21 protein-coding genes and 1 riboswitch are annotated in these 25,970 nt (G+C 69.5%); of the genes, 9 read left to right on the forward strand and 12 right to left on the reverse strand.

The features are described 5' to 3' along the window. Positions 1-13: 13 nt before the first annotated feature. The 3 genes from ACFY3D_RS12575 to ACFY3D_RS12585 all read left to right on the forward strand — a co-directional run bounded on the left by ACFY3D_RS12575 (position 14) and on the right by ACFY3D_RS12585 (position 4,566). Positions 14-1,561 carry a 2-oxo acid dehydrogenase subunit E2 gene (locus ACFY3D_RS12575; RefSeq protein ID WP_389978395.1) on the forward strand — a complete coding sequence of 516 codons (1,548 nt, stop codon included), beginning with the start codon at positions 14-16 and terminating at the stop codon, positions 1,559-1,561. Between the two features lie 877 nt (positions 1,562-2,438). Further along, positions 2,439-4,169: an ABC transporter ATP-binding protein gene (locus ACFY3D_RS12580; protein WP_389978398.1), complete on the forward strand. Its 1,731-nt coding sequence runs from the start codon at positions 2,439-2,441 to the stop codon at positions 4,167-4,169. Between the two features lie 103 nt (positions 4,170-4,272). Next, positions 4,273-4,566, forward strand: a complete 294-nt coding sequence (locus ACFY3D_RS12585; protein ID WP_389978401.1) for a Dabb family protein — start codon at positions 4,273-4,275, stop codon at positions 4,564-4,566. A 29-nt stretch (positions 4,567-4,595) separates the two neighbouring features. Here the strand turns inward: ACFY3D_RS12585 and ACFY3D_RS12590 are convergent, their stop codons facing one another. From ACFY3D_RS12590 to ACFY3D_RS12610, 5 genes are all read right to left on the reverse strand, one after another. Then, on the reverse strand, positions 4,596-4,820 hold the full coding sequence (locus tag ACFY3D_RS12590; RefSeq protein WP_350950153.1) for a DUF6458 family protein: 225 nt from the start codon (positions 4,818-4,820) through the stop codon (positions 4,596-4,598). Positions 4,821-4,872: 52 nt separating this feature from the next. Further along, on the reverse strand, positions 4,873-6,099 hold the full coding sequence (locus ACFY3D_RS12595) for an adenylosuccinate synthetase (protein WP_350950154.1): 1,227 nt from the start codon (positions 6,097-6,099) through the stop codon (positions 4,873-4,875). A 295-nt stretch (positions 6,100-6,394) separates the two neighbouring features. After that, on the reverse strand, positions 6,395-7,351 hold the full coding sequence (locus ACFY3D_RS12600) for a hypothetical protein (RefSeq protein WP_389978405.1): 957 nt from the start codon (positions 7,349-7,351) through the stop codon (positions 6,395-6,397). A 130-nt stretch (positions 7,352-7,481) separates the two neighbouring features. Then, the gene (locus tag ACFY3D_RS12605; RefSeq protein ID WP_389978408.1) at positions 7,482-8,447 is read right to left on the reverse strand and encodes a lipopolysaccharide kinase InaA family protein; all 966 of its coding nucleotides are present in this window, start codon (positions 8,445-8,447) and stop codon (positions 7,482-7,484) included. Continuing rightward, complete coding sequence (locus tag ACFY3D_RS12610) at positions 8,444-9,196, reverse strand: NUDIX domain-containing protein (RefSeq protein WP_389978411.1); 753 nt, start codon at positions 9,194-9,196, stop codon at positions 8,444-8,446. Before ACFY3D_RS12610 ends, ACFY3D_RS12605 begins: the two co-directional genes overlap by 4 nt. 201 nt (positions 9,197-9,397) lie before the next feature. Here ACFY3D_RS12610 and ACFY3D_RS12615 point away from each other — a divergent pair, with 201 nt between their 5' ends. Both ACFY3D_RS12615 and ACFY3D_RS12620 read left to right on the forward strand, forming a co-directional pair. Further along, positions 9,398-9,676: a hypothetical protein gene (locus ACFY3D_RS12615; protein ID WP_389978414.1), complete on the forward strand. Its 279-nt coding sequence runs from the start codon at positions 9,398-9,400 to the stop codon at positions 9,674-9,676. A 5-nt stretch (positions 9,677-9,681) separates the two neighbouring features. Beyond that, positions 9,682-9,984 carry a hypothetical protein gene (locus tag ACFY3D_RS12620; RefSeq protein WP_389978417.1) on the forward strand — a complete coding sequence of 101 codons (303 nt, stop codon included), beginning with the start codon at positions 9,682-9,684 and terminating at the stop codon, positions 9,982-9,984. Positions 9,985-10,133: 149 nt separating this feature from the next. Here ACFY3D_RS12620 and ACFY3D_RS12625 read toward each other — a convergent pair whose 3' ends face one another. After that, positions 10,134-11,963, reverse strand: a complete 1,830-nt coding sequence (locus ACFY3D_RS12625) for an acyl-CoA dehydrogenase (RefSeq protein ID WP_389978420.1) — start codon at positions 11,961-11,963, stop codon at positions 10,134-10,136. A 191-nt stretch (positions 11,964-12,154) separates the two neighbouring features. On the opposite strand from ACFY3D_RS12625, the gene ACFY3D_RS12630 reads away from it, so the two are divergent. The 3 genes from ACFY3D_RS12630 (at position 12,155) to ACFY3D_RS12640 (ending at position 14,022) form a co-directional block, all read left to right on the forward strand. Further along, positions 12,155-12,940, forward strand: a complete 786-nt coding sequence (locus tag ACFY3D_RS12630) for a class I SAM-dependent methyltransferase (protein ID WP_362906957.1) — start codon at positions 12,155-12,157, stop codon at positions 12,938-12,940. A 21-nt stretch (positions 12,941-12,961) separates the two neighbouring features. Then, positions 12,962-13,027: riboswitch (guanidine-III (ykkC-III) riboswitch) on the forward strand. A 19-nt stretch (positions 13,028-13,046) separates the two neighbouring features. Further along, positions 13,047-13,370, forward strand: a complete 324-nt coding sequence (locus tag ACFY3D_RS12635; protein ID WP_362906959.1) for a multidrug efflux SMR transporter — start codon at positions 13,047-13,049, stop codon at positions 13,368-13,370. A gap of 280 nt (positions 13,371-13,650) precedes the next feature. Continuing rightward, on the forward strand, positions 13,651-14,022 hold the full coding sequence (locus tag ACFY3D_RS12640) for a VOC family protein (RefSeq protein WP_389978425.1): 372 nt from the start codon (positions 13,651-13,653) through the stop codon (positions 14,020-14,022). Positions 14,023-14,288: 266 nt separating this feature from the next. On the opposite strand, the gene ACFY3D_RS12645 is transcribed toward ACFY3D_RS12640, so the two are convergent. From ACFY3D_RS12645 to ACFY3D_RS12660, 4 genes are all read right to left on the reverse strand, one after another. Continuing rightward, on the reverse strand, positions 14,289-14,753 hold the full coding sequence (locus ACFY3D_RS12645; RefSeq protein WP_362906963.1) for a hypothetical protein: 465 nt from the start codon (positions 14,751-14,753) through the stop codon (positions 14,289-14,291). An 86-nt stretch (positions 14,754-14,839) separates the two neighbouring features. Continuing rightward, the gene (locus ACFY3D_RS12650; protein WP_389978428.1) at positions 14,840-16,858 is read right to left on the reverse strand and encodes a molybdopterin-dependent oxidoreductase; all 2,019 of its coding nucleotides are present in this window, start codon (positions 16,856-16,858) and stop codon (positions 14,840-14,842) included. Between the two features lie 177 nt (positions 16,859-17,035). Continuing rightward, positions 17,036-18,850: a M28 family metallopeptidase gene (locus tag ACFY3D_RS12655; RefSeq protein WP_389978431.1), complete on the reverse strand. Its 1,815-nt coding sequence runs from the start codon at positions 18,848-18,850 to the stop codon at positions 17,036-17,038. 136 nt (positions 18,851-18,986) lie between these two features. Then, positions 18,987-19,424 carry an RpiB/LacA/LacB family sugar-phosphate isomerase gene (locus ACFY3D_RS12660; RefSeq protein WP_389978434.1) on the reverse strand — a complete coding sequence of 146 codons (438 nt, stop codon included), beginning with the start codon at positions 19,422-19,424 and terminating at the stop codon, positions 18,987-18,989. A gap of 73 nt (positions 19,425-19,497) precedes the next feature. On the opposite strand from ACFY3D_RS12660, the gene ACFY3D_RS12665 reads away from it, so the two are divergent. Beyond that, positions 19,498-21,924 (forward strand): YbhN family protein, encoded by a 2,427-nt coding sequence (locus ACFY3D_RS12665; protein WP_389978437.1) that lies wholly within the window; start codon positions 19,498-19,500, stop codon positions 21,922-21,924. Positions 21,925-22,044: 120 nt separating this feature from the next. Here the strand turns inward: ACFY3D_RS12665 and mgrA are convergent, their stop codons facing one another. Next, positions 22,045-23,073 carry an L-glyceraldehyde 3-phosphate reductase gene (gene mgrA, locus ACFY3D_RS12670; protein ID WP_389978440.1) on the reverse strand — a complete coding sequence of 343 codons (1,029 nt, stop codon included), beginning with the start codon at positions 23,071-23,073 and terminating at the stop codon, positions 22,045-22,047. Beyond that, a complete protein-coding gene (locus ACFY3D_RS12675; protein WP_389978443.1) occupies positions 23,070-25,130 on the reverse strand; it encodes a S9 family peptidase in 2,061 nt (686 codons plus the stop codon). The genes mgrA and ACFY3D_RS12675 overlap by 4 nt, the downstream gene beginning before the upstream one ends. Positions 25,131-25,970: the final 840 nt, after the last annotated feature.

The following is a 25,970-nucleotide window of genomic DNA, read 5'->3' on the forward strand; positions in this document are numbered from 1 at the left end:
GAGGGGCGGAGAGATGAAGGAGTTCAAGCTCCCCGACGTGGGGGAGGGCCTCACCGAGGCGGAGATCGTCCGCTGGCACGTGAAGGCCGGGGAACCGGTCAAGGTCAACCAGATCATCGTGGAGATCGAGACCGCCAAGGCCGTCGTCGAGCTTCCCTGCCCGTTCGAGGGCGTGGTGGCCGCGCTGATGGCGGACGAGGGCGAGGTGGTGGACGTCGGCAGGCCGATCATCTCGGTGGACGACGGCACGGGCGCCTCTCCGGCCCCCGCCCAGGCCCCCGCTCAGGCCACGGCCCCTGACGGGGCGGCGGCGCGGACGGAGGCCCTCGCCGACGACATGGTGCCGACCCCGCCGGCCGAGGTCCGGCAGCCGGTGCTGGTGGGGTACGGCGTGAAGCCGGGCACGGCCAAGCGTCGTCCCCGCAAACCGGTCTCGCCCGGCACGTCCCCCGCGGCGGGGGCGACGCGGCCCGGGGAGGGTACGGCGGGTGCGTCCACGGGGACGGCGCCCACGACGCGGGCCGCCGAGCCGGCGCCGTCCGGTGTGAACGGTCCGGCTCGTCCCGGTATGAACGGTCCTGCCTCGTCCGGTGTGAACGGTCCCGGGGTGGCCGGTCCCGGCGCGGGTCCGGCCTTGTCACCGGGGAAGATCGCGGTTCTGGCGAAACCCCCGGTGCGGAAGCTCGCCAGGGACCTGGGGGTCGACCTGGCATCCTTGGTGGGGACGGGCCCGCACGGCTCGATCACCAGGGGTGACGTCCAGGCCGCCCTCGACGCCGCCCCTGGGGACGCCGTCGAGGCCGGGCTCGCCCTCGGGAACGACGTCGGGACGCGAGGACCCGCCGCGACCTGGGAGGGCGAGGACGAGGAACGAATCCCGATCAAGGGGGTACGGAAGGCGACCGCGCAGGCGATGGTGTCCTCCGCGTTCACCGCGCCACATGTGACGGAGTTCCTCCAGGTGGACATGACGGCGACCATGGACGCGGTCCGGCGTCTTCGCGGGCTGCCCGACTTCGCCGAGGTCAAGGTCTCCCCGCTGCTCATGGTCGCGAAGGCGGTGCTCGTCGCCGCCCGTCGTCACCCGATGATCAACTCTGCCTGGGACGAGGCCCGCCAGGAGATCGTGGTCAAGCACCGCGTCAACCTGGGCATCGCCGCGGCCACCCCGCGCGGCCTGCTCGTTCCCAACGTCAAGGACGCCCACCGCCTGTCGCTGCCCGACCTGGCCGCCGCCCTCGGAGCCCTCGCCGAGACCGCGAGGGCGGGCCGTACCCAGCCCGCCGACATGGCGGGGGGGACGATCACGATCACGAACGTGGGTGTCTTCGGGGTGGACGCGGGCACCCCGATCCTCAACCCGGGGGAGTCGGCGATCCTGGCCTTCGGGCAGGTGAGGGAGATGCCGTGGGTGGTGGACGGGCAGGTCGTGCCGCGCAGGGTCTGCACGCTCGCCCTCTCGTTCGACCACCGGGTGGTGGACGGGCAACTCGGCTCGCTCTTCCTGCGCGACGTCGGCGCCATGCTTGAGGACCCTCTCCGCATGCTCGCCTGGGCCTGACCCCGTGCCCCCGTGACTCGGCGACGTCGTGACCCCGTGACGTGGTCTCCCCCTCCTCCCACGGAGGGGAGACCACGTGCGCGTCCTCTCCCGCCGCGGTGAGATCTCCCTCCCGCGCCCGAGGGCGCGGATTTCCCGCGGCCGCGAGCGTCTCTTCCCCGCGCGGGTAAGGGCTCTTTCCCGCCTGTCAGGAGGGATGGGGCCCTTCCCATATGTCGGTGAGGGCGCTTTTCCCTTCGTGCCCGTCGGGAAAGTGGGGTGGGAGAGAGGGGCGATATACCCCCGGTGCTCGCCTTCCCTTTCCCGGCTTCACAAGTCGATTACCTCGGTGGGAAAACGAGGGTGCGCCTCGGGAGGGTCCGTGCCGGACAGCCGGAACGCGGTGCGAGCCGTCACCCGGCCGGTAATGGGAAACCCCGTTTTTTCTCCCGCGGATCGATCTTTAAGGTGCGCCTCCCCGGCTCCGGCGGGGCGGCGGAGCGATGCCGGGAAGCCGAGGCGGTCTTTACTCGCGATCCGTTTGCGGCCTTTACGAATCGCTTGGCGAAACATCTTGAATGCGTGATAAATGTGACGGTTTGTCCGGGTATGAGAGTTAGTGTCGTGATTGGTAAGCGCGACAAGCTCAGTGCGAAGGGGGAAGCCATGACTTTCAAACAGCTCTTCCCGGCCGGCCGTTTCCTGGACTGGGGAGGCGGTTGCTGCCGTCGCCGCCGCCGCTGTGGATGCCGCTGCGGAGGGTGCGGTGGCGGGTGGTGGTGGTGAGCCGGATCCGGTGCTAGCGGAAACAAATGAGAGCCGGCGGGTCAACCGTCGGCTCTCATTCTCAGAGTCGCTCTCGCCTCACGGGGCGAGGGCCACCGTACGCCGTCCTCCGGTGGCACCCACGGTCTCCATCCGCAGGACCTTCCGGGAGTTCTGGCCGTACACCCGCGGCCTCCGCCGTCTGCTCCTGGCCGGTGGCGTGCTCGCCGTCGTCGCGGCCGTCTGCGAGGTCGCCGCGATCGGCCTGTTCGGGTACATCACGGACGAGGTGCTCAGCAGACAGAACCTGGGGGCCTTCTGGCTCCCCGCCGCCGCCTGGCTCGGCCTCGCGGCCGTCGCGGGTCTGGTCTCCTTCGCGGGGTCCTACCTCACCGCCCTGGGCGGCGAACGCTTCCTGCTGAGGTTGCGCGACAGGGTGTTCGAGCACATCCAGACGCTCACGCCCGACTTCTTCGACAACCGCCGCCTGGGCGACCTGATGGCGAGGCTCACCGACGACATCGAGGCGATCGAGGAGCTCGTCGGCTCCGGCCTGGTCAGACTCTTCACCACGCTCGTCAGCGTCGTCTTCTTCGCCGGTGCCGCCTTCTACATCAGGTGGGACCTGGCGCTGCTGACGTTCCTGCTGGTCCCGGCCTTCCTGCTGGTCGCCAAGGGTTTCGCGAGCAGGTTCAGGATCGTGTCGGCGCGCGAGCGGCTCAGTAACGGGATCATGAACAGCGTCATCGAGGAGAGCCTGTCCAACCAGTCGCTCGTCCAGGCGTACAACCGCCAGGGCGCCGAGGCCGAGCGGCTGCACTCCGAGGGACACACCTGGATGCGGGCGAACGTGGCGCAGGCGTGGCTCTCCTCCCTGTACGGCCCCGTCGTCCAGGTCATCGAGACCGCCTGCCTCGTCATCATCCTCGGGTTCGGCGCCTGGGAGATCTCCTCGGGGCGCCTCACCATCGGTGGCCTCCTCGCCTTCGCCGCCTACCTCGCCTACCTCTACCCGGCGGTGCAGAGCCTGGGGCAGATCGCCCTCACCGTCTCCGAGGCGGCGGCGGGCTCCGACCGTGTCATCGAGATCCTGGCGACCCGGCCGACCGTCGTCGATCGCGACGACGCCGTTCACCTGGGACGCGGCCGGGGCCGCATCGAGTTCCAGGGAGTCGGCTTCACCTATCCGAACAGGAGAAGACCCACGCTGCGGGACCTGTCCTTCACCGTCGAACCGGGGGAACTGGTCGTGTGCACCGGGCCGAGTGGCGTGGGCAAGTCCACGCTCGCGAAGCTGCTGCTGCGCTTCCACGACCCCACCGCGGGACGCGTCCTCCTCGACGGGACGGACCTCCGGGACCTGTCGCGCGAGTCGCTGCGTGACAACATCACCATCCTGCAGCAGGAGAGCCTGCTCTTCTCGGGGACCGTACGCGAGAACATCGCCTACGGAAGTCCCGGCGCCGACCTGGACGCCGTCGTGCGGGCCGCCGTGCTGGCGGACGTCCACGACTTCGTCACCACGCTCCCCCTCGGGTACGACACTCCGATCGGGCAGCGCGGCCGGTTGGTGTCGGGCGGGCAGCGCCAGCGGATCGCCATCGCGAGGGCGATCCTGCGCGACGCTCCCGTCCTCGTCCTCGACGAGCCGATGACGGGCCTCGACGCGCCCACGGCGGCGCGGATCATGGAACCGCTCAAGAGGCTCATGGCCGGGCGCACGACCATCCTGATCACCCATGACCTCAGGTTCATCCCCGAGGCGGTCCACAAGATCGTGCTCGAAGCCGTGCCGAGACGCTCCAGCCGGATAAGGATCAAGTCCGCCGGACGCCGTCGAGGGTCCACGTCGCGTCCCGCGTGATATCGGCTCCCGTGCCGTGGGGGCGCCGCCGCGTCCCGGCGCGTCTGGCCGTACGCTGGCCGGGCGCTCAGGGCACCTGGGATACCCGAGGGAAGGGAAGATCATGTTCCGGCATGTCGTGCTGTTCACCTGGACGGAAGAGGCCACCGAGGAGCAGAGGGCCAGGGTCGCCACGGAGCTCGCCAAGCTGCCCGGAGCCATCACCGAGATCCGCTCCTACACCATCGGCTCCGACGCGGGTGTGAATCCCGGCAACCACCAGTTCGCCGTCGTCGCGGACTTCGACAGCGTCGACGACTTCCTCGTCTACCGTGACCACCCGCTGCACCAGGCCGCGGTCACCGATCACATCAAGCCGATCGTGGCCTCGCGGGCGGCGGTGCAGTTCGAGGTCTAGGACGGCACAACCCGAGACCGCCGGAGGTCCTAGACCTCCGGCGGGTGGTTCTCGCGGTGCATCAGGCGATCCTCGGACGTGTGCCCGCGCTTGGGGGACATCACGATGCTCAGCACGATCCCGACAGCCCCGACGATCATGAAGATCAGGCCGATCACGTCGATGTGCACCGCCTCGCCGAGGACATCGGGATCGATGGCGAAGCGGAGGATGGCGCCGAGCGTGAGAAAGAAGATGCTGACCCCGACACCCATGAGTTCCTCCGGGTAAGGCTGTACGCCAGGCAAAGAGAGAGTCCGGGATTGGTCATACCCTTTCCGGCGTGATCACACCACCGAGAAGGACCTTGTCTGCGGCGGTGGGTCCCGACGAGCCCAGCCACACCGGCACCCCGAGGGCCTCGGCCACCGCCGCGGGCCAGTCGTCGATCCCGTCGGCGTAGCGCGGCCCGGCCCCCGTCAGCGGTTCCAGAAGCCGTTCCGTCAGCCGGGCCTGCCCGTCGAGGTCGCCCGTCACGCCCACGGGAAGCTCGCCGATGTCGTACGAGACACACATCCGCGACACCGGCGCGTCCAGGTGGGTGAGCGCGAGGGCGTCTGCCCCGCCGCAGACCGCGAGCGCGTAGCGGTGGGCCACCGCGTCGAAGTGGCCGGCGCGGAAGGGGCCCTGCCAGGGGCCGGTCCCGTTGTGGGCCTCGGGCAGCGCGAGGTCCGCGTCCTCGGTGACGAGCGGTCCCGGGCCGTGCCGCGGGGTGTAGGTCCGCAGCACGCCCAGCCGCGTGGCGGGCACCCCGTCGAGCAGTTCCAGCGCATTGGCGAAGGTCGTCGTGCTCCAGGTGGTGTACGGATGGAAGCCGTGCCACTCGTCGAGCAGCACGCCCTGCGCCCCCTCGAAGACCACGGGCCGCCTGCGCAGCAGCGCCGCCGTGAACGAGGAGCCGACCAGGATCACCCGCTCGGCGAACGCCCGGTAGGCGTCCACGCAGTCCGCCACGGGCGGCCCGCTCCCACCGAGGGCGTCGCGGAGCGCGCGCAGCTTGCGGGTGAGCCGGACAGGTTCCTCGCAGTCGCCCGCGACCGGCGCGAGATCGGGGTGCTCCAGGGCGTAGGCCATCGTCTCCCCGACGCCCATCCCGCACGACCCGTGCCGGTCCTCACCGCGTGCCAGCTCCCTGGCCCGCCCCGCCGCCACGTGGTACGGCGTGGCGAGCAGGGCGTCCCGGTCCACGGTGAGCAGGCGGAACGGGTCGGGGACGCCCAGCGCCTCCAGATGGGCCGCCTCCCCGGCCAGCGAGAGCGGATCCACGACCATGAACCTGGACAGGTGGGTCGGCACTCCTCTGAACGTGCCCGATCCGAACTGCGCGAACGTGTGGTGTCTTCCGTCGGGCAGGACGACGTTGTGCCCCGCCTGCGCGCCCCCGTTGAACCTGACGACCGCCTGGACGGGCTCGCGGGCGCAGAGCCAGTCGACGACGGTGCCCTTTCCCGCGTCGCCGTACCCGAGGTCGGTCACGATCACGTGCTCACGCATACGGCCACCCGTTCACCCTCGTCTCCTCTTCCTCTGTTTCTCTTCCGGACGAGCCGTTCTCCGGCCGGTCTCTTCAGCCGGAAGCCCCTGCCGGTCCCTCTGCCGGAGCCGTCGGTACCTTTCGCCGGAGGGACCTCGAAGGTTCCCGTCAGCGGGGGCGCCAGGACGGTCTCCTCCGTCGAGGCCCGTCGAGGCCCCTCCCCGGCGGGTTTCGTCCCGCCGGGGAGGAACCGTCTCCCTTCGTGGTGGCACTCCCCGCCGCTTTCGCGGTGGCCGCCGCACGGCGGGGAGGTTCTCAGAGCCGCATCACGCCGCTGTCGCCGCCCAGGTCGAGCCCGTCGGACACCACGAGGGCGCCCCGGTCGAGCTTGGCGAGGGCCTTGCCCACGGCGCTCCCGGCGTTCGAGCCGATCTCGTCGAGGTCGTCCAGCCCTTCTCGCAGGTCGATGGCGTCCTCGCCGAGGCCGACGGTGAGCGCGATGGTCTCGCAGACCGCGTCCAGGTCGTCCAGCTCCAGCACGTTCTGGCCGAGCAGTTCGCGCCAGGCGGCGAGCACCCGGCCGTCCCCGGCGTAACTCGATCCGGCGGGGAGGATGTAGTAGACGTCGTAGATCCTGGTCAGCTCGGCGACGAGGTCCTTGGTCGGGATGTCGCGCCGGAGCCGCTCGCCGACCACCTTCTCGACCTCGCGCCGCTTGACCTGCGGATAGGGCAGCTCGTCGCCGATGATGAACAGGTAACCCCGGCGGCCACGCTTCTCGAAACAGTCGATCGAGGTGTGCCTGGCCATGAAGTACATCGCCAGCTCGTACGACTCGGACATCTGGCCGCCGCCCCCGCCTTCGAGCAGGATCTTGCCCAGGTGTTCGTCCATCCGGTTGTCGGACTCGAACTGGCCCACCTGAAGGGGAGCGCGGTCGCAGGTGGCGTCGCCGATCGCGCCGAAGAGGATCTGCGGGTCGGTGGCGTACCCCTTGCGGAGCAGCAGTCCGAGCAGGTCGGGCAGCTTGGTCTGGAGGGTGCGGGGCACCCCGCGCATCGAGCCGGTCACGTCGAACAGGACGGCCACGGCGAGGGAGTTGGGGTGCTCGGCGGAGTCGCGGCTCTCGCGGAGCGCGACCTTGTGCGGGTCGAGGTCGGGGTGAGCGGAGCGGGCGCCGCTGTCGCTGTAGGCGAAGGCGCTCGAACCCTTGGCCGCGCGGTAGCTCGCGGCGGCGGAGTAGACGTCGGTGGACCAGATTCCGCTTCCCACGGGGGATCTCCTCGGATCAGGTGGAACGTTCTATGAGGTCGTTCCTGAGGTCGTCAAGGTCGTTTCGAAGGTCGTTCTGGGAGTCGAAGGTTTCGAGGGTCGGGGTTTCGAGGGTCGGGGTTTTCGAGGGTCAGAGATGAAGCGGCCGGTATTTCCTCGGCCCGTACAGGTCGTCGAGCAGCTCGTCGAGCTCTCCCAGGAGCCGCCAGGCGTCGTTCGGCGGGCTGAGCAGGCTGCCCCGGACGAAGTGCCTGACCGGGGTGGGGAGGCGGTCGCCCATGAGGGCGGCCACGCAGCGGGTGGCGAGGTGGATGTCGGTGGCCGGGGTCGCGGGCTTCCTGGCCAGGACCCAGGGCGGATAGTCGTCGCGGTGCCTGGCCACGAGAGCGGTGATCGGAGTGCCGAGCGGGACCGACTGGCTCCAGTCGACGAGCACCAGGCCGTGGTCGAGCGGGTGGACGAGGACGTGGTGCCCGAACACCGCCCCGTGCACGACCCCCGCCCGGTGAGCCGCGCCGACGGCCACCAGCAGCCGCCGCCAGATCCACGCCGCGTCCCGCACGTCCAGCACCGGCCGGCGCCGCCGGACCTCCTCCAGGCTCAGGAACCCGTCCGGCACCCGGCTGATCACGTTGGCCTGCCGCTCGACCCCGTCGGACCGGTGCCGGAACGACTCCACCAGACGGGGAACGTACGGCAGGAGCAGCGGGTCGCCGTCGTGCGCGATCGTCCTCAGCGACTCCGCCTCACGGCGTATGAGGTCGTTGTCCGCGTGGCTGCGCGGGAGCTTGAGCAGCGTGTCGGTGCCGCTCTCGTAGAGCACGGCCGACGCGCCCTGCCGGAAGACGCCCCCGATCCGGTAGGTGCCCCGCCTGGTGGTGATCACCATCTCCTTGGCCCGCTCCGAGGCTCCCTCGCGGGCCGCCCACAGCTCCGCCAGCCGGGTGAACGCCACGGCGGCCTCCGCTCCCGGCGCGAGGTCGGGGTGGAGCAGCCTCGCGAGCCTCCGGTACGCCCGGTGGGGGGAGTCCCCGCCGAACAGGTCCTCGGGCGTGTGAGCGGCGGTCACCAGCGCGATCGCCTCGGCCGTGGTCATCGGATCTGCTCCTCCCTGGCCGGTCGCAACAGGGCGGGGTGCAGGAGCCGGGCGTCACCGGCCCGATAGAGCTTGGCGCGGGGCCCGCCCCTGGCCCCGCCGCTCTCGGTGGTCTCGCCGGTGCTCTCCACGAAGCCGGGAACCGACAGGATCTTGCGGTGGAAGTTGCCCGCGTGCAGCTGCACCCCCCAGACCGTCTCGTAGACGCCGCGCAGCTCGGAGATCGTGAACCTCTCACCGGCGAACGCGGTGGCGAGCGGGGTGTACTCCAGCTTGCCGCGGGCCCGCTCCAGCCCGTGCGCCAGGATGCGGTCGTGGTCGAACGCGAGCTCAGGAAGCTTGTCGACCGAGTGCCAGGAGGCGTCGGCCGCGTCCGAGCCCGCCCGGGGATCGGGCAGGTCGGGGGCGAAGGCGAGGTAGGAGATCGACACGACCCTCATCCGCGGGTCACGCTCGGGCGCCCCGTAGCTGGCGAGCTGTTCGATGTGGATTCGACCCAACGGCCCAGACGGGTCGGACAGCCCCGTCTCCTCGGCCAGCTCCCGCGCCGCGGCCTGTGGCAGGTCCTCTCCCGGCCGGATGAACCCCCCGGGTAGCGCCCACAGCCCCGCATGGGGTTGCTCGGCCCGCCTGATCAGCAGAACGCGCAACCCGCCCCCGCGAATGGTGAGCGCCACCACGTCGACCGTCACCGCGACCGCCGGGTATGCCCGTGGGTCATAGCCGGCGAGGAACTCCGATTCATCCATCCCATGTCCTTCTCAAGTTGAGACAAACTCAGTATGAGAATAACAGAGGGCCGCTGTCAACAACTCCATGGCGATCCGTCCTCCTTTGTGGCACCCCATCTGCTCCGGCGACGCGGTGCTGCCTCTGAACAGCGCCTTTCCGTAGAGGCGTGTCAAGACTTTGCCCACCTCTTGTAATGCGAACGTATTACGTTAAGCTCTGTGGGGTATCGAGCCATTTACTGGACCGAGCGGTCCGAGGAGCACATCGCGCGGCACGGTGTCACGCCGGAAGAAGTCGAACAGGTGGTGTTCACCCGTCCTTATTGGGAGGCGGCGGGTCGAGAGGGCAGCACGCTCATCTATGGCGTGACGGATGACGGGCGATATCTGCTCGTCGTGCTGGTGGAGAGCGTCGCCGAATCGGGTGCCTGGTACGTGGTCACCGCACGAGACATGACCGCCACCGAGAAGCGACTGTTCGCCAGGAAGGTGAGGTGATGACCGTGACACGAGACGAAATCGACGACTTGGCCGATTACTACGACGAGCACGACACCACCGCGGAGCTGGAGCGTGCGGTTCCGCGCGAGCCGGTGCCCGCCGACGAGGTGATGATCGTCACCTCGCTGCGATTGCCGAAACCCGTGATGGACCAGGTCCGCGCGCGAGCCCAGGAGCGCGGCATGAAGCCCACCACGCTCATCAGGGAGTGGGTCGAGGCGGCGCTTGCGGGGCAGGACGCCGTCGTCCCGATCAGTGTGATCATGGCCGCGGTCGCCGAGTATCAGCACAGGCGCGCATCCTGACCGTTCCGTGCGCGGAGAAGCGGAAAACGGACGAGGGACCGGCCCCGGGAGAGCGGGGCCGGTCCCTCGTCGTGCCTGCCGCGGGAGCAGGTGATCATGCGGCCTGAACCGACAGGACTCAGGCCGGTGTCAGGCCGGGATAAGGCGGGTCAGAAGGCCTCTTCCGGCAGCTCCATCAGGTCCTGGTCCGTGGCGTCGAGCGTGCGGCGCTCGGCGGCGATGCGGGGCAGGACGGTCTGCGCGAAGAACGAGGCCGCGGAGACCTTGCCGCTGTAGAAGGCGTGGTCGCTTCCCTCGGTGGTCGAGCCGAGCGCGGCCAGGGCCACCTCGGCCTGGCGCAGCAGCAGCCAGCCGATCACCAGGTCGCCCAGGGCGAGCAGGAACCGGGTGGTGTTGAGACCGACCTTGTAGACCTCCTGCGGGGTCTCCAGCGAGCCGATCGCCCAGCCCGCCATCGTGTCGGCCATCGCCTTGACCTCGTCGGCGGCCTCGTCCAGGAGCTTGCGCCCCTCCTTCAACCGCCCGTTGCCCGCCTCGGAGGCGGCGAAGGCCTTCACGTCGGCGTACAGCGAGCCGAGGGCGACCCCCTGGTTACGCAGGACCTTGCGGAAGAACAGGTCCAGGCCCTGGATCGCGGTGGTGCCCTCGTAGAGGGAGTCGATCTTCGCGTCCCTGATGTACTGCTCGATCGGGTAGTCCTGCAGGTAGCCGGACCCGCCCAGGGTCTGCAGCGAGCGGGCGAGCAGCTCGTACGAGCGCTCGGAGCCGACGCCCTTGACCAGCGGGAGCAGCAGGTCGTTCATCGCCTCGGCGTGCTCGTTCCTGCGGCCCTCGTGCTCGGCGAGCAGCACGTCGTCCTGGTAGGTGGCGGTGAACATGACCAGGGCGCGCATGCCCTCGGCGTACGACTTCTGGAGCATCAGCTCCCGGCGTACGTCCGGGTGATGGGTGATCGTCACGCGGGGGGCCGACTTGTCGGCCATCTGGGTGAGGTCGGCGCCCTGCACCCGCTGCCTGGCGTATTCGAGGGCGTTGAGGTAGCCGGTGGAGAGCGTGGCGATCGCCTTCGAGCCGACCATCATCCGGGCGTGCTCGATGATCATGAACATCTGCTTGATGCCCTCGTGCACCTCGCCGATGAGCGTGCCCACGGCCGGGTGCTCGCCACCGAAGGTGAGCTCGCAGGTCGTGGAGACCTTGAGGCCCATCTTCTTCTCGACGTTGGTGACGTACACGCCGTTGCGCTCGCCGAGCTCGCCGGTCTCCAGGTCCACGTGGTACTTCGAGACCAGGAACATCGACAGGCCCTTGGTGCCGACGCCGTGCCCCTCGGGGCGGGCGAGCACGAGGTGGAAGATGTTGTCGGACAGGTCGTGCTCGGCGCTGGTGATGAAGCGCTTCACGCCCTCGATGTGCCAGGTGCCGTCGTCCTGACGCACGGCCTTCGCGCGGCCGGCGCCCACGTCGGAGCCGGCGTCCGGCTCGGTGAGGACCATGGTGGCGCCCCACTGCTTCTCGATGGCGAGCTCGGCGTAGCGCTTCTGCTCCTCGGTGCCGATCACGTGGAGCACGTGGGCGAAGGCCGGGCCGCTGGAGTACATCCAGATGGCCGGGTTGGAGCCGAGGACCATCTCGGCCAGCGCCCAGCTCACGCTGCTGGGCAGACCGGGGCCGCCGAGCTCGGCGGGGAGACTGAGGTTGGTCCAGCCGGCGTCACGGTAGGCGGCGAAGGACTTCTTGAAGCCCTCCGGCATCGTCACGGTCCCGGTGGCGGGGTCGAACACCGGCGGGGTGCGGTCGCCCTCCTCGAAGGAGTCGGCGAGCACGCCCGTGGCGAGGCGGTTGACCTCGTCGAGCAGGCTCCGCACGACGTCCTCGTCCAGATCGGCGTAAAGACCGCTGCCCAGGATGTCCCGGCGTCCGAAGACCTCGAAGAGGTTGAACTCCAGGTCACGGACATTGCTCTTGTAGTGGCCCATGGGGTCTGCTCCTTGAAACCGGGGGATCCGGAACTTTCCATACTCGTCAGTAACGTTACCGGTAATGCTACCCGCGGGTAACCCCTAGAAAACACCCCTGACTGGGACGTTCATCACGCCTCCGTACTGCTGGAACGGTGCCCGGGTGACGCCGATCGACGGGGAGGGGAGAGCTCTTCTAGGCTCTTCCCATGGACGAGCAGTGGCGGGCCGACCTCGGGATGTGGGGCATTCCCGCGGAGATCGCGGCGAAGGCGCCGGCCGATCCCTGGGGCCACTCTCCCGCGAGGTTCGCCGAACGCACCGACCTCGCCCTCGCGGCCCCCGAGGGACCCACCCTGGCGCGGATCGCCGAGGCGCTCCCACCCGGCGGGAGCGTGCTGGACGTCGGCGCGGGGACCGGGGCCGCCTCCCTGCCGCTGGGCCGGGACCTCGGGCGGCTGATCGCGGTCGACACCTCGGAGGCGATGCTCGCCGAGCTGGCCGTCAGGGCCGAGGCGCTCGGCGTTCCCACCCTCGTCGTCAACGGCCGCTGGCCCGACGTGGCGGCGCGGACACCGGTGGCGGACGTCGCGGTCTGCGCCCACGTCGTCTACAACGTGCCCGAACTGGCGGGATTCCTTACAGAACTCACTCGCCACGCCCGCGCCCGGGTGGTCCTGGAGCTCACCGGCCGGCACCCGATGAGCTGGCTCAACCCCCTCTGGCAGCACTTCCACGGCATCACCCGCCCCAGCGGGCCCACGGCCCACGACGTGATCGCCATCGCGGAGGGCCTCGGCCACGAGGTTCGCCACGAGCGGCGCGTGGCCCCGCTGCCCCGCTTCACCCGCCTGGAAGACCTCGCCGAGAGCGCCTGCCGCAGGCTCTGCCTCGGACGGGAGCGGGCGGACGAGGTCATCGCGGCGGTGGTCGAGCTGGACATGTGGCCGGTGCCCCGCGACCAGTGGTTCACAATCTGGTGGGAATCAAAGTGAGGCCCGGCTACGTTCCACTGTCACAACGCTCAAAAGGAGCGTTTCCGGACGAGACGCGCCGTACCCGGTAGGCAAAGACGACGCTCCTGATCAAGGGGGAGTTGTCATGGCCTGGATCTTCATCGTGATCGCCGGTCTCTTCGAAGTCGCGATGGCGTACTCACTCAAGTTGAGCGACGGATTCTCCGTGCCACTGCCGAGCATCGGCTTCCTGGTTTTCGGCGCGTTCAGCTTCGGCCTGCTCGCCCTGGGCCTGAAGACCCTGGAGGTCGGCACGGCCTACGCCGTCTGGACGGGCATCGGAGCCGTCGGCACCGCCACACTCGGCATCGTCGCCCTCGGCGAGGACGCGTCGGCCCTCAAGATCGCCTCGGTCCTGCTCATCGTCGCGGGCGTCGTCGGGCTCAACCTCGCCGCAGGCGGCCACTGACCGCGCACCTGGGCGCCCCGGCGGGCTGTACGCGTACATCCGGCGCCACGATCCGTACGTTCGGCAACCCGATCCGCGCGCTCGGCGACCGGACCGGTACGTCCGGTCATTCGACCGGCGAGAACCGAGACGCGTACATCCGGTGACGTGACCCGTGCACCCGGCGACGTGACCGGCGAGAACCGAAACGCGTGGGTTCGACGGCGTGACCCGCCGGAACCGAACCGGGCTATCCGGAAACCTGCTTGACGGCTTTGGTGGTGTCGGGTTGGGTGGAGCGATGATTGACGTTCACTGCGTGACCTTCGACTGCGCCCAGCCGTACGAGCTGGCGACCTTCTGGCGCGACGCCACCGGTGGAAAGCTTCACCCGGATACGGAGAAGAACGACGACGAGGTCCTTCTCCAGGGAGGCAGGATCGACCTGCTGTTCATCAAGGTCCCCGAGGACAAGGCGGTCAAGAACCGCGTCCACCTGGACCTCACCGGCTCCGCGGGCACCACCCGTGACGAGGAGGTCGAGCGCCTGGCCGGACTCGGCGCCACGATCTCCGAGGACCACCGCGACCCCGAAGGCAGCGGCTGGGTCACGATGCTCGACCCCGAGGGCAACGAGTTCTGCGTCTGCCGCGCCGAGCACGAGAGGGTCTAGCGTCCCCGGACGTCCTTGGCCCGGTCACGCGGAAAGGCCCGGCCGTGCCGCGAGACCGGGCGACACACACGTCCCGGCCGCTCGCCGTGGCCCCTGAACACCCACCGGAGCCTGGACGTCCACCGGGCCCCTGAACACCCGCCGGGAGCCTGGACGTTCACCCGGCGCTGGACGTCCACCGGAGATCTTGAGCACTCGCCGGGACCTTGAACGCCCGCCCGGGAGCCGGACGGTCACCCGGGAGCCGGACAGCCGGGTCGTGGGGTTCAGCGGCCACCGGGGAGCGAGGTCTGGCCGCGTCCCTTGAGCGTGAGGGCGACGATCGCCGTGATCAGATAGACCACGACACCCCCCTGGAGCGCGTCCAGCGCCGCCCCGAACACGCCCTCGCGGTCGAGGACGAGCTGCACCGGATACATCAGGATCGCGGAGCCGAGCGCGGGATAGAGGGCGAACCTCCAGGGGTGGCGCAGCGCCCAGAGCCGGGCCTGCCGGGTGACCCGGTCGCCGACGTCGGGCTTGCTGACCGAGCCGATGGCCGCGATGAGCGAGAACAGGCCGATACCGACCACCATCGCCCACGTAAGATCCAGATCCCCGTCGAGCAGGTCCAGCCCCAGGCTGACCGCCGCCACCGCACCGCCGGTCACCGCCGCGGTCTTCCAGGGAGCACCGCGCAGCGCCGCTCCGGCGAGGGACATCTCGTCACGTCGAGTCAGTTCGTCGTTCATGCCTCCAGGGTGCCTCTCGTCTCCCCTTGCCCACATCGGGGAGCAACCCTGACTTGTTCCCTGAGTCGTCGACCCGGGACCGCCGGTCATTCCGTGGTGGTGCAGGGGGCGAGTTCGACCAGGTTGTCGTGGTAGACGGCGCCCCGGCCCATGTCGGCGTCGCGGGCGGCCACCACGGCGTTCGCCGTCGCGCCCCCCGGGCTGAGCTTGCGCCAGTGGCCCTTGGTGGACGCGACCACGCCGGGCCGTACCCTCTCGGTGATCTCGACCACGGCCTCGAACTCGCCCTCGTCGTTGAACACCCGCGCCCGCTGCCCCTCGCTCAGCCCTCTCCGCGAGGCGTCCTCGGGGTTGACCAGGACGCGCGGGCCCTTCGAGCGCCTCAGCAGCTCGGGGTTGTTGCCGAAGGTGGTGTTGAGGAAGGTGTGGGAGGCGGGCGTGATGAGCGCGAGCGGGTACGGCCCCGGCGCGGCCGAGGCCGTGTGCGGGGGGACGTAGGCCGGTCCCGAGCCGAACTCCATCCGACCGGAGGGCGTCGGGAAGCCGTCGGTGAACGGCACGAACGGCTGGGGGACGTTGAGACGGACCCAGCCCTCCTTGCGCAGCCGGTCGAGGGTGATCCCCTCCAAAGACGGGTGCCCCGAGGTGAGCAGTTCCTCGGCCAGCTCCAGGTCGGAGTCGTACAGGGACGGTTCGGTGAGCCCCATGTGCCGCGCCAGGCGGCGGAACGTCTCGGTGGTGGACAGGCACTCGCCGGGCGGCTCGACGGCGGGTTCGTTCCACATCAGGTACATGTGCCCGTACCCCGCGTGCAGGTCGGCGTGCTCGATCTGCATGGTGGCGGGAAGGACGATGTCGGCGTAGTCGACGGTGTCGGTCGGGAACTGCTCCATCACGACGGTGAACAGGTCCTCGCGCAGCAGCCGCTCGCGGATCCGGTTCTGGCCGGAGGTGGAGCCCATCGGGTTGGCCGCGTACACCCACAGGCACTTGACCGACTCGTCCAGCTCGTCGGCGAGCCGCGTCATCGTGAGCGTTCGGACAGGCCCGGGGAGCAGGTCGTCGCGGGTGTCGATGTTCAGGTGGATGTGCCCGCTGGTGGAGTACACGATCCCGCCGCCCGGGTGGCGCCAGTCGCCCGTCACGCCGGGGATGGAGGCGATCGTACGCATCGCGGTGCCGCCGCCCGCGTGCCGCTGCATGCCCATGGTGGCCCGGATGCCGGTGGGCCGTGTACGCGCCAGACGCGTCCCCAGGGCCCGGATGTCGGCCTCGGGCAGCCCGGTGATCTCCGCCACACGCGCCGGAGGGTGGCGCAGGATCTCCTCGCGGAGGTTCTCCCAGCCGTTCGTGTGGTTCTCCAGGTAGTCGCGATCCTCGGCGCCCTCGGCGAGGACGACGTTCATCAGCCCCAGGGCGAGGGCGGCGTCGGTGCCGGGCCGGATCGGCAGGTGCTCGTCGGCCTGCTCGGCGGTGCGGGTGCGGATCGGGTCGATCGCCACCACGTGCGCCCCGGCCGCGCGGGCGTCCTGGATGAATTTCCACAGGTGGTGCCCGGTCGTCAGCGTGTTCGTCCCCCACAGCAGGATCAGCCTGGACAGCGCGAACGTCTCGGGATCCATGCCGCCCGGTGTGCCGTAGACCTGCTGCAGCCCGTGGTTTCCGGCCGAGGAGCAGATGTTCAGGAAGTGCCTCGACGCGCCGAGGACGTTCCAGAACCGCCTCCCGGCGATCCCCTCCGACCCCTGGACGTATCCCAGCGTTCCGGTGCCCATGTAGGGCCAGATCGCCTCGCCGCCGTGCTCGTCGACGATGCCGCGCAGCCGTACGGAGATCTCCTCCAGGGCCTCGTCCCAGCCGATCCGCTGGAGTTGGCCGGACCCCTTGGGGCCGACCCGCCGCATCGGGTGCAGGATGCGGTCGGCCGCCCTGGTGTGCTCCAGGTAGCGGTTCACCTTCACACAGAGCGCGCCACGGGTGTAGGGATGGTCCGGGTTGCCGCGCATCTTGACGGCACTGCCGTCCTGGACGGTCACCACCCAGGAACAGGTGTCCGGGCAGTCCAGCGGGCACGCCCCCAGCACTCGCAATTCGCCTGACGACATGTCCCGACTGTAGCCGCGCTCTCCGCGCGGGGTGTACGCGCGTTCCCCTCCGAACCCCGCGCCCCGAACCCCGCTCCCCGCGTCCCGAGTTCCGCGGTCCGCCCGGCCCTCCATATCCCGTCGTTTCCCGTGTCCGGCACCCCGCACCCTCGTGGCCGTACGCCGCGCGGCCCCGTCCTACCTGAGGAGGCCGCCGTGGTCGTGGTCGTGGCCGGATTCCAGGCCGCCCGCGCCGGTGCCCGGCCTGCCGGGGACGACGGCCCCCTTGCCGGGCACCCCGGGCACCCCGGAGCCCTTGGAACCCCGGGAGCCCCTGGAATCACCGGCATTCGGCGGGTTGTTGGGAGCGTGGGGGAGGTCGTCGGCGTACCCGTAGGTGAACGCCGCCGCCGCGATCGCGCCGCTGTTCACCAACAGGGCCTTGTCGTTGATGTTGGCGATGGTGTCGCACTCCTGGTGGTAGCACTTGTCGTACGCGACCCCGGCGGTGCCGCCGAACTTCTTGGCCTCCTCGGTGCTCTTGAGGCCCTCCGCGCCGGTGAACAGCCCGCCGGCGGGGATGCCGATCCCGATGAAGGGGCCGTAGTCGGATCGGCCGCTGAAGTCGGCGTCCTGGTACGGCTCGCCCACCGCCTCGAAGTACGTCTGCAGGAGCCTCTCGATCTGGCCGGAGCCGGGGGGAGGGGTCGCGCTGATCACTTCGCCCGACGAGTTTCCGTCGTAGATCCCGAAAACGTAGTTCGGTGAGGCGATCATGTCGAAGTTCAGGTAGAGCTTGACCTTCGCCCGCTCCGCGGGGGGCAGGGCGGACACGTAGTACTTCGACCCGAGCAGGCCCAGCTCCTCGGCACCCCAGAAGGCGAAGCGCAGCCTGTTCTTCGTCCGCAGCGACTTCGCCGCCAGCGCCGTCTCCAGGACGCCGGCGGTGCCCGAGCCGTTGTCGTTGATGCCGGGGCCCATCATGACGCTATCCAGGTGGGCGCCGAGCATGACGACCCTGTCGGGGTCACCCCAGGTGCTCTCGGCGATGAGGTTGCGTGTCCTGCGGTCGGGGGCGATCTCGGTCTGCACGACGAGTGCCACCGTCGTTCCCCGGGCGGCCAGTTGCTCACCGGTCGCGAAGTCGGCGCTGACGACCGGGATGCGCACGGTGGAGGTGTTGATCGAGCCGCCGAACAGGCCCTTGTGGTTGTCGGCTCCCTCACCCGCCCGGCCGTCGTTGAAGATGATCACACCGGACGCGCCTGCGGCCTCGGCCCGTTCCGCCTTGGCCTGGAAGCTGCAGGTGCCGCGCTGGATCAGCGCGATGTTGCCCCGGGCGAATCTGGAGAAGTCGCTCGCCTCGCACCCCGAGGTGGATTCCTGCCCCTTCCTCGGAGGCAGGACCAGGTCGACCGCCTGCACCGGGGCCGTCACCTCCCCCGAGCCGGAGTACGTCATGGTCCTGAAGTCGGTGCCGGGCACGTACTTCTTGGCCAGGGGCCGCGTCTGTTTGAGCACGGGTGTCGCGACCTCGCGGAAGAAGGAGATCTTGAACTCCTGCGAGGTGAGCCGGTATCCGGCCTCGCGGAGCTTGTCCGCTACGTAGGCGAGCGAGGCGGCGTAGCCGGGTGTGGCCGCAGCCCGGGTGCCGCCGTTGGCGTCGGCGATGCTCTGGAGCCTCTCCAGGTGCCCCCTGAGGGCGGCGAGTTTGATCGACGCCCCGAACGCCTTCGCCTCCGGCGGCAGAGGGCTCCCGGCCGGCGGCGCGGAGCCGCCGCCCCCGGAAACAGGTGCCGCGCCGGCCGGGATGACGGACCCGGCGGCTCTCTCGGAGTCGTCGCCTCCCGCGAGAGGTGCCGCGTCGGCCACGACGGGTCCCGAGCCTCCCGTGACGGCTGCGGATATGACGGGTCCCGGGCCTCCCGCGACGAGTGCCGCGTCGGCCGGGGCAGGGGTCGCGGCCGACACCGCGGCCAGGGACAGGACCGAGACCGCGGTGATCGCGGTCATCAACTTCCTGGGGACGACGGAAGGGGCTTTCCGCCCCTCGGACGCGACTCGGCGGGACGCGAGCGGGTGACGGAACATGGTGTTCAGCCTTCCAGCCCTTCACCCATCGAATTGATTGTTCTCGCAGGTAGAACGGTCAATTCTCCATCTGCGACAGGTACGCTGTGTTCGCCCTGTCCTCCTCGTCGAGGCTGGGACTCCCCGCGAACCAGGCGTCCAGGATCTCCCCGAGCAGGGGGGCGGAGATCAACCGGAGGCTGATCGCCAGCACGTTGGCGTCGTTCCAGCGACGTGCCCCGTCCGCCGTGGCCGCGTCCGCGCACAGCGCGGCCCGTACGCCGCGCACCTTGTTCGCCGCGATCGACGCGCCCGTCCCGGTCCAGCAGCACACGATCGCCTGATCGGCCACCCCCGAGGCCACGTCTCCGGCGGCACGCGCGCAGCACCACGCCCAGTCGGCCCGCTCGTCGGCCAGGGCGCCGTGAGGTATCACCATGTGGCCTCGTTTTTCGATTTCGGAGACCAAGATGGAGGCCACACCGTCAAGACTGTCAGAGGCGACCGAGATGCGCATGACTCTGATTGTGAACACTCAAAGAGAAGATCGGTGACGCACCTGTAATGCGGAACATGCAGAATCGCAGGCGGTGACGGAAATCAAGGAACTGGACGAAACGGCGTCCGTCGACGGCACACGGCCGCCGGCAGACGGCGATCTCGCCGTGCACGTCGTCGAGCCGCTGCTCCCGCAGCGGATCCGCCGCCCCTCCGACCTGCTGCGATTCCTGGCGACCCTGCTCGTGCTCACGGCCGTGGTCCTGCTCGCCCTCGTCGCCAAGAAGACCCTGAACGGCCTGGAGGGCGACGTCGCCGACGGCACCAGCCGGGCACCGTTCCTGCTCAGCGGTCTGGCCGGGGTGCTGAGCGCGTCGGCCATGCTCGGCGTGCCCGTCGCCTTCGCCATCGAGAGAGTGCTGCACCGCGACGGCCTCAGGGTGGCCGAGGGGCTCTTCGCGGCGATCGCCGCGATGGTGTTCTCCTTCGCACTCGGCGAGTGGATCCTCAAGGCCGGTCCCGAGGACCTGCGGGTCCTGCTGACCGGCGGCCGGGCCGGGGTCGAGCCGATCAACACCCTGCTCACCCCGATCATCGCCTACGTCACCGCGGTGCGGATATCCCGCCGCCCCACCTGGCGGGCGGCCCTGTGGAGCGCGGTCGCGCTCAACGCCGTCGCCCTGTTCGCGGGGCTCGCCGCGACGATCCTCGGCATCGTCGTCTCCATCCTGATCGGGCTGGCCGTCGGCTACGCCACCCTGTACGGCGTGGGCAGCCCCAACACCCGCCCTCCGGGCAGCACGGTCGTCGCGGCGCTCCGCAAGCTGGGTTTCGTCCCCGTCAAGGCACGCAGGCTCGACGACGACCACCAGAGCAGCCGCCGTTACGCCGTCGACCTCAGGGACGGCAGCCGTCTCGACGTCACCGTCCTCGACCGTGACCGCCAGGTCGCCGGTGTGCTCTACCGCCTCTGGCGGCGCATGCGCCTCAACACCGAGACCCGCCGCAAGGCCATCCGCTCGCTCCGCGCCGAGCTGGAGCGCGAGGCCCTCATGGCGTACGCCGCGCAGGCGGCCGGAGCGAGCACCCCAAGGCTCGTCGCCACCAGCGAGATCGGCAGCGAGGCCGCACTGCTCGCCTACGAGCACGTTCCCACCCGCGCGCTCGACAGCATCCCCGACAACGAGATCGGCGACAACCTGCTCGCCCAGATCTGGGAGCAGGTCCTGCTGCTGCAGGTCCAGCGGCTCGCCCACCGGCGACTGACCGGCGACAGCATCCATGTCGACGGCGACGGCCGGGTCGTCCTGATGGACGCCCGAAGCGGCGAGATCGCCGCCGGTGACCTGCTGCTCCGTCTCGACGTCGCCCAGCTGCTCACCTACCTCAGCCTGCGCGTCGGCGCCCAGCGGGCGGTCGCCGCCGCCGCGGCCGTGGCCGGGTCCGGCGTGCTCGCCGACGCGCTTCCCCTGCTCCAGCGGATCGCGCTGACCCGCGAGACCAGGGCCGCGCTGACCAGGAACAAGGAGCTGCTCACCGAGATCCGCGACCGGATCGTCGAGCTCAAGCCGAAGGTCGAGGCCGAGGAGGTGCGCCTGGAGCGCTTCCGTCCCCGGACCCTGATCACCATCATCGGCACCGCGTTCGCCGCGTACTTCCTGGTCTACTACCTGACCCAGATCAACCTCAACATGATCACGTCGGCCAAGTGGAGCTGGACCGGAGTGGCGCTCGCCGCGGCGATACTGAGCTACGTCGCCGCCGCCCTCATGCTGAGGGGGTTCGTCCCGGAGAAGCTGCCCCTCGGCCGTACCGTTCTCGCCCAGTTCGCCGGGTCGTTCGTCAAGCTCGTCGCGCCCGCCGCGGTGAGCGGGGTCGCGGTCAACACCCGCTACCTGCAAAAACGGGGTATCCCTCCGGGACAGGCGGTGGCCAGCGTAGGGGCCTCCCAGCTCATCGGGCTCGTCTCCCACGTCGGCCTGCTGCTGCTTTTCGCCTACGTCACCGGTTCCAACACCGCCTCGTCGTTCACCCCGTCGCGCACGCTCGTGATCACGCTGCTCGCCGTGGCCGTACTGACCCTGGTCGTGTTGAGCGTCCCGCGCCTGCGCCGCCTGATCACCGCACGGCTCCGCTCCCTGTTCTCCGGCGTCGTCCCGCGTCTGCTCGACATCCTCCAGTCACCTCAGAAGATCATCGAGGGCTTCGGCGGCACCCTGATGCTCACCCTGTCCTTCGTGATGTGCCTGGACGCCTGTGTCCGCGCCTTCGGGGGTTCCATCAACTTCGCCGCCGTCGCCATCGTCTTCCTCGCGGGCAACGCCATCGGCTCGGCCGCCCCGACCCCCGGCGGGCTCGGAGCCGTCGAGTTCTCCCTCACGGCCGGCCTCACCCTGGCGGGTGTGCCGCGCGAGGTGGCGGCCCCGGCCGTGCTGCTGTTCCGGTTGCTCACCTTCTGGCTGCCGGTCCTGCCCGGCTGGGCCTCGTTCACGTACCTGCAGCGAAACGAGGCGCTCTGACCCGATCCGCGTTCGTCTCGGGCCTCTGTAACGGCTTCCGAGAACGGTTCCGACAGGCGGAGGCCGCCGGTCACCTGGACCGGCGGCCTCCTCGGAAACGCGCGGACGGGCGGGACGGGGTCAGGCCTCGCTGGACCTGGCCCAGATGTTGATGCCCGCGTCGACCGCGTCCTTGTCGATCGTCTCCAGCTCCCTGTTGTCGAACGACAGGTTCTCCACCGCGGAAAGACTGTTCTCCAGCTGCTCGACGCTGCTCGCGCCGATCAGCACCGAGGTGACGCGCCTGTCGCGCAGCGCCCACGCCAGCGCCATCTGCGCCAGCGACTGACCGCGCCGGTTCGCGATCTCGTTCAGGATGCGGATGTGCCGCATCGTCTCGTCGGTGAGCATCTCCGGGGTGAGGAAGCGCCCCTGCGAGGCCCGCGACCCCTCGGGGATCCCGTTCAGGTAGCGGTCGGTCAGCATGCCCTGCGCCAGCGGCGAGAACGCGATGCAGCCCACGCCCTCCTCCTCCAGGACGTCGAGCAGCCCGCCCTCGATCCACCGGTTCAACATCGAGTACGAGGGCTGGTGGATCAGTAGCGGCGTGCCCATCTCCCGCAGGATCCGTGCCGCCTCCTTGGTGTGCTCGGGCGAGTAGGACGAGATGCCCGCGTACAGCGCCTTGCCCGACCGGACCGCGTGGTCCAGCGCGCCCATCGTCTCCTCGAGCGGGGTGTCCGGGTCGAACCGGTGGCTGTAGAAGATGTCGACGTAGTCGATCCCCATCCGCTCCAGCGACCGGTCCAGGCTGGACAGCAGATACTTGCGCGAACCCCACTCGCCGTACGGGCCCGGCCACATGTCGTAGCCCGCCTTGGTGGAGATGACCAGCTCGTCCCGGTACGGGGCGAAGTCCTCGCGGAAGTGCCGCCCGAAGTTGGTCTCCGCGCTCCCGGGCGGCGGGCCGTAGTTGTTGGCCAGGTCGAAGTGGGTCACCCCCAGGTCGAAGGCCCTCCTGAGGATGTCCCGCTGGACCTCGAAGGACTTGTCGTCGCCGAAGTTGTGCCAGAGCCCCAGGGAGACGGCGGGCAGCTTGAGCCCGCTCTTGCCGACCCTGTTGTACGGCTGACGGTCGTCGTACCTGTCGTTCGCCGCGATGTACGTCACTGAGCCACCTTTGCCGTGTCGAGGATCCAGGAGAGGGTGAAGGCCTCCTCGCGCCAGGAGTCGTACCTGCCGCTGCGGCCGCCGTGTCCGGCGCCCATCTCCGTCTTGAGCAGGAACGGCCCGCCGCGCGCCACCTCGCGGAGCCTCGCGATCCACTTGGCGGGCTCGTGGTAGAAGACCCGGGTGTCGTTGAGGCTGGTGATCGCGAGGATCGGCGGATACACCCGGCCGTCCACGTTCTCGTAGGGCGTGTACGACTTCATGTACGCGTACACCTCGGGGTCGTGCAGCGGGTCGCCCCACTCGTCCCACTCGATCACGGTCAGCGGCAGCGACGGGTCGAGAATCGTGTTCAGCGCGTCCACGAACGGCACCTCCGCCACCACGCCCGCGAAGGTCTCCGGTGCGAGGTTGGCGACCGCGCCCATCAGCAGCCCGCCCGCGGAGCCACCCCTCGCGATGATCGCGCTCGACCAGCCGGAGGCGGAGAGGTGCTCGGCGGCGGCGACGAAGTCGGTGAACGTGTTCTTCTTCTGCTGGAACTTGCCGTTCTCGTACCAGTGGCGGCCCATCTCACCGCCGCCCCTCACGTGCGCGACGGCGAAGACGAAGCCCCGGTCGAGCAGGCTGAGCCTCGCGACGGAGAACGAGGGGTCGATCGAGATCTCGTAGCTTCCGTAGCCGTACAGCACGGTGGGGGCGGGCCGCTCCGTGCCCTTTTTGACCACGATCGAGATCGGCACACGGGTGCCGTCCGAGGCGGTCGCCCACTCGCGGAACTGCTCGTAGTCGGCCGGGTCGTAACCGCCGAGTACCACCTTCTGCTTGAGCAGGACCAGCTCACCCGCGCCCAGGTCGTAGTCGTAGACCGACGGCGGGGTGATCATGCTGGTGTAGCCGAGCCGCAGCCGTCCCGTGACGAACTCCGGGTTGCCGGAAGGGGCGACGTCGTAGATCGGCTCGGGGAAGGGGATCTCGTACGCCTCCCCGCCGCGGGGCAGGATGCGGATGCCGGTGAGGCCGTCCCTGCGGAAGTGCACGACGGTGTGGCCCTCGAAGGCGTCGACGTCGAGCAGCCGGGTGTCGGCGCGGTGCTCGATGAGCGGCGTCCAGTCGCCGGGGGCGTCGAGGGGCGCGGTGGCCAGCTCGAAGTTCTCCGCGTTCCGGTTGTGCAGGACCAGGAAGCGGTCGCCCGCATGGTCGACGCCGTACTCGACACCGGTCTCCCGGGGCCTGACGACGCGGAACTCACCGGAGGGGTTGTCGGCCTCCAGGATGCGCACCTCGCTGGTGATCTTGCTTCCGGCGGAGAGGACCAGGTAGCGCTCGCTGCGGCTGAGCCCGATACCGACCCAGAACCGCTCGTCGGACTCCTCGTGGACGAGCACGTCGTCCTCGGCAGGGCTTCCGATCGTGTGCCGGTGGACCTGGTTGGGGCGCCACGCGTCGTCGACCGTCGTGTAGAAGAACGTCGTGCCGTCGGCGGACCAGGCGCCGCCGTAGAAGATGCCGGGAATCTCGTCGGGGAGGGTCTCGCCGGTGGCGAGGTTCTTCACCTTCAGGGTGAAGCGCTCGTCGCCGGTGAAGTTGGTCGAGTAGGCCAGCAGGGTGCCGTCGGGACTGACCGAGCTGGTGCCGATCGAGAAGAAGTCGGAGTCTCCGGCGAGCTCGTTGCCGTCGAGCATGACCTCCTCGCCGGGAAGCGACTCCCCGGCCTTCAGCTCGGGCGGTGTCTCGCCGTCCGCGGCCACCCGGCACTGGATGCCGTACTGCTTGCCCTCCTCCGTCCGCGAGTAATACCACCAGCCGCCCTTGCGGGTGGGAACCGAGAGATCGGTCTCCAGGGTGCGTGCCTTGATCTCCTGGAAGAGCGTCTCCCGCAGGGGCTTGAGGTGGGCGGTCGCCTCCTGCGTGTAGGCGTTCTCCGCCTCCAGGTAGGCGACCACCTCCGGGTCGTCCTTGACCGTCAGCCACGCGTAGTCATCGACCACGGTGTCCCCGTGGTGCACGCGCTCGCTGGGAACCTTCTTCGCCGTCGGCGGCGTCTGGCTGCTCACTCGGCCGAGTCTATGTTTCCGCCGGTGCCTGTTCGGGTGTACCCGCTCGGTCGTGGCGCTTCGTTCCATTCGGTTTCGCCGGGCCCCCTTGGCACTGCCTGTCTCGTTGGCGCTGCCCGTCTCGCTTGGCCGGTCCCTTCCGTGCGGGCGCGCTCGGCTGGGGGCCGAGGCCGCCACACGGGCCGGGCCCCCAGCCCCCGGGGCGCCGGCTCGCCGGCTCCTCCCGGCTTGGGGAGTCCGGGGAATACGGCCGCGAGGTTCGTCGTTGTGTCCTGAGCGGTCCGCGAGGGCTGCTAATCTTTTGGTGTCGGCGAGGTCCGGCGCAAACCACTCCAATCACTCCGGTGACTTCCGTATGGCTTGTGTCGTGTTCGTCGACAATCCCTTTGAAGCCAACGGCCTCGGAGATCGGTTCGCAGAGCCGCTCAGAGGCTGGTAAGTTTGAGGGGTTGCTCTGGAAACGGAGCCGCCTGAATTCCATCAGGATCTGCCAGATCGAATCAACCGGATTAAAACGAGCCGGTTTGACACGAAAAAGCGGGCCTGAAAGAATAAAGGCACAACGAAAGAACAGAATAAAACGAACGCCCCGGAGTTCTGCCGGACCGGTTGGTCGGGTCAGGGTGATGGTGTACGCGTCCGTTTCTTGAGAACTCAACAGTGTGTTAAAAGCCAGTGCATGAAGCACAACCCCGTCCTACCCGCTTCGGTGGGGGGATGGATTCCTTTGGTTGAATATCCGCCACCGTGTGACGGTGGTGGGCTTTCAGCTGGGTAAGGACTGTTCAGACATTGTTTGGAGAGTTTGATCCTGGCTCAGGACGAACGCTGGCGGCGTGC

Origin of the sequence: Streptosporangium sp. NPDC000509 (assembly GCF_042898365.1) — a bacterium.
Classification (GTDB): domain Bacteria; phylum Actinomycetota; class Actinomycetes; order Streptosporangiales; family Streptosporangiaceae; genus Streptosporangium.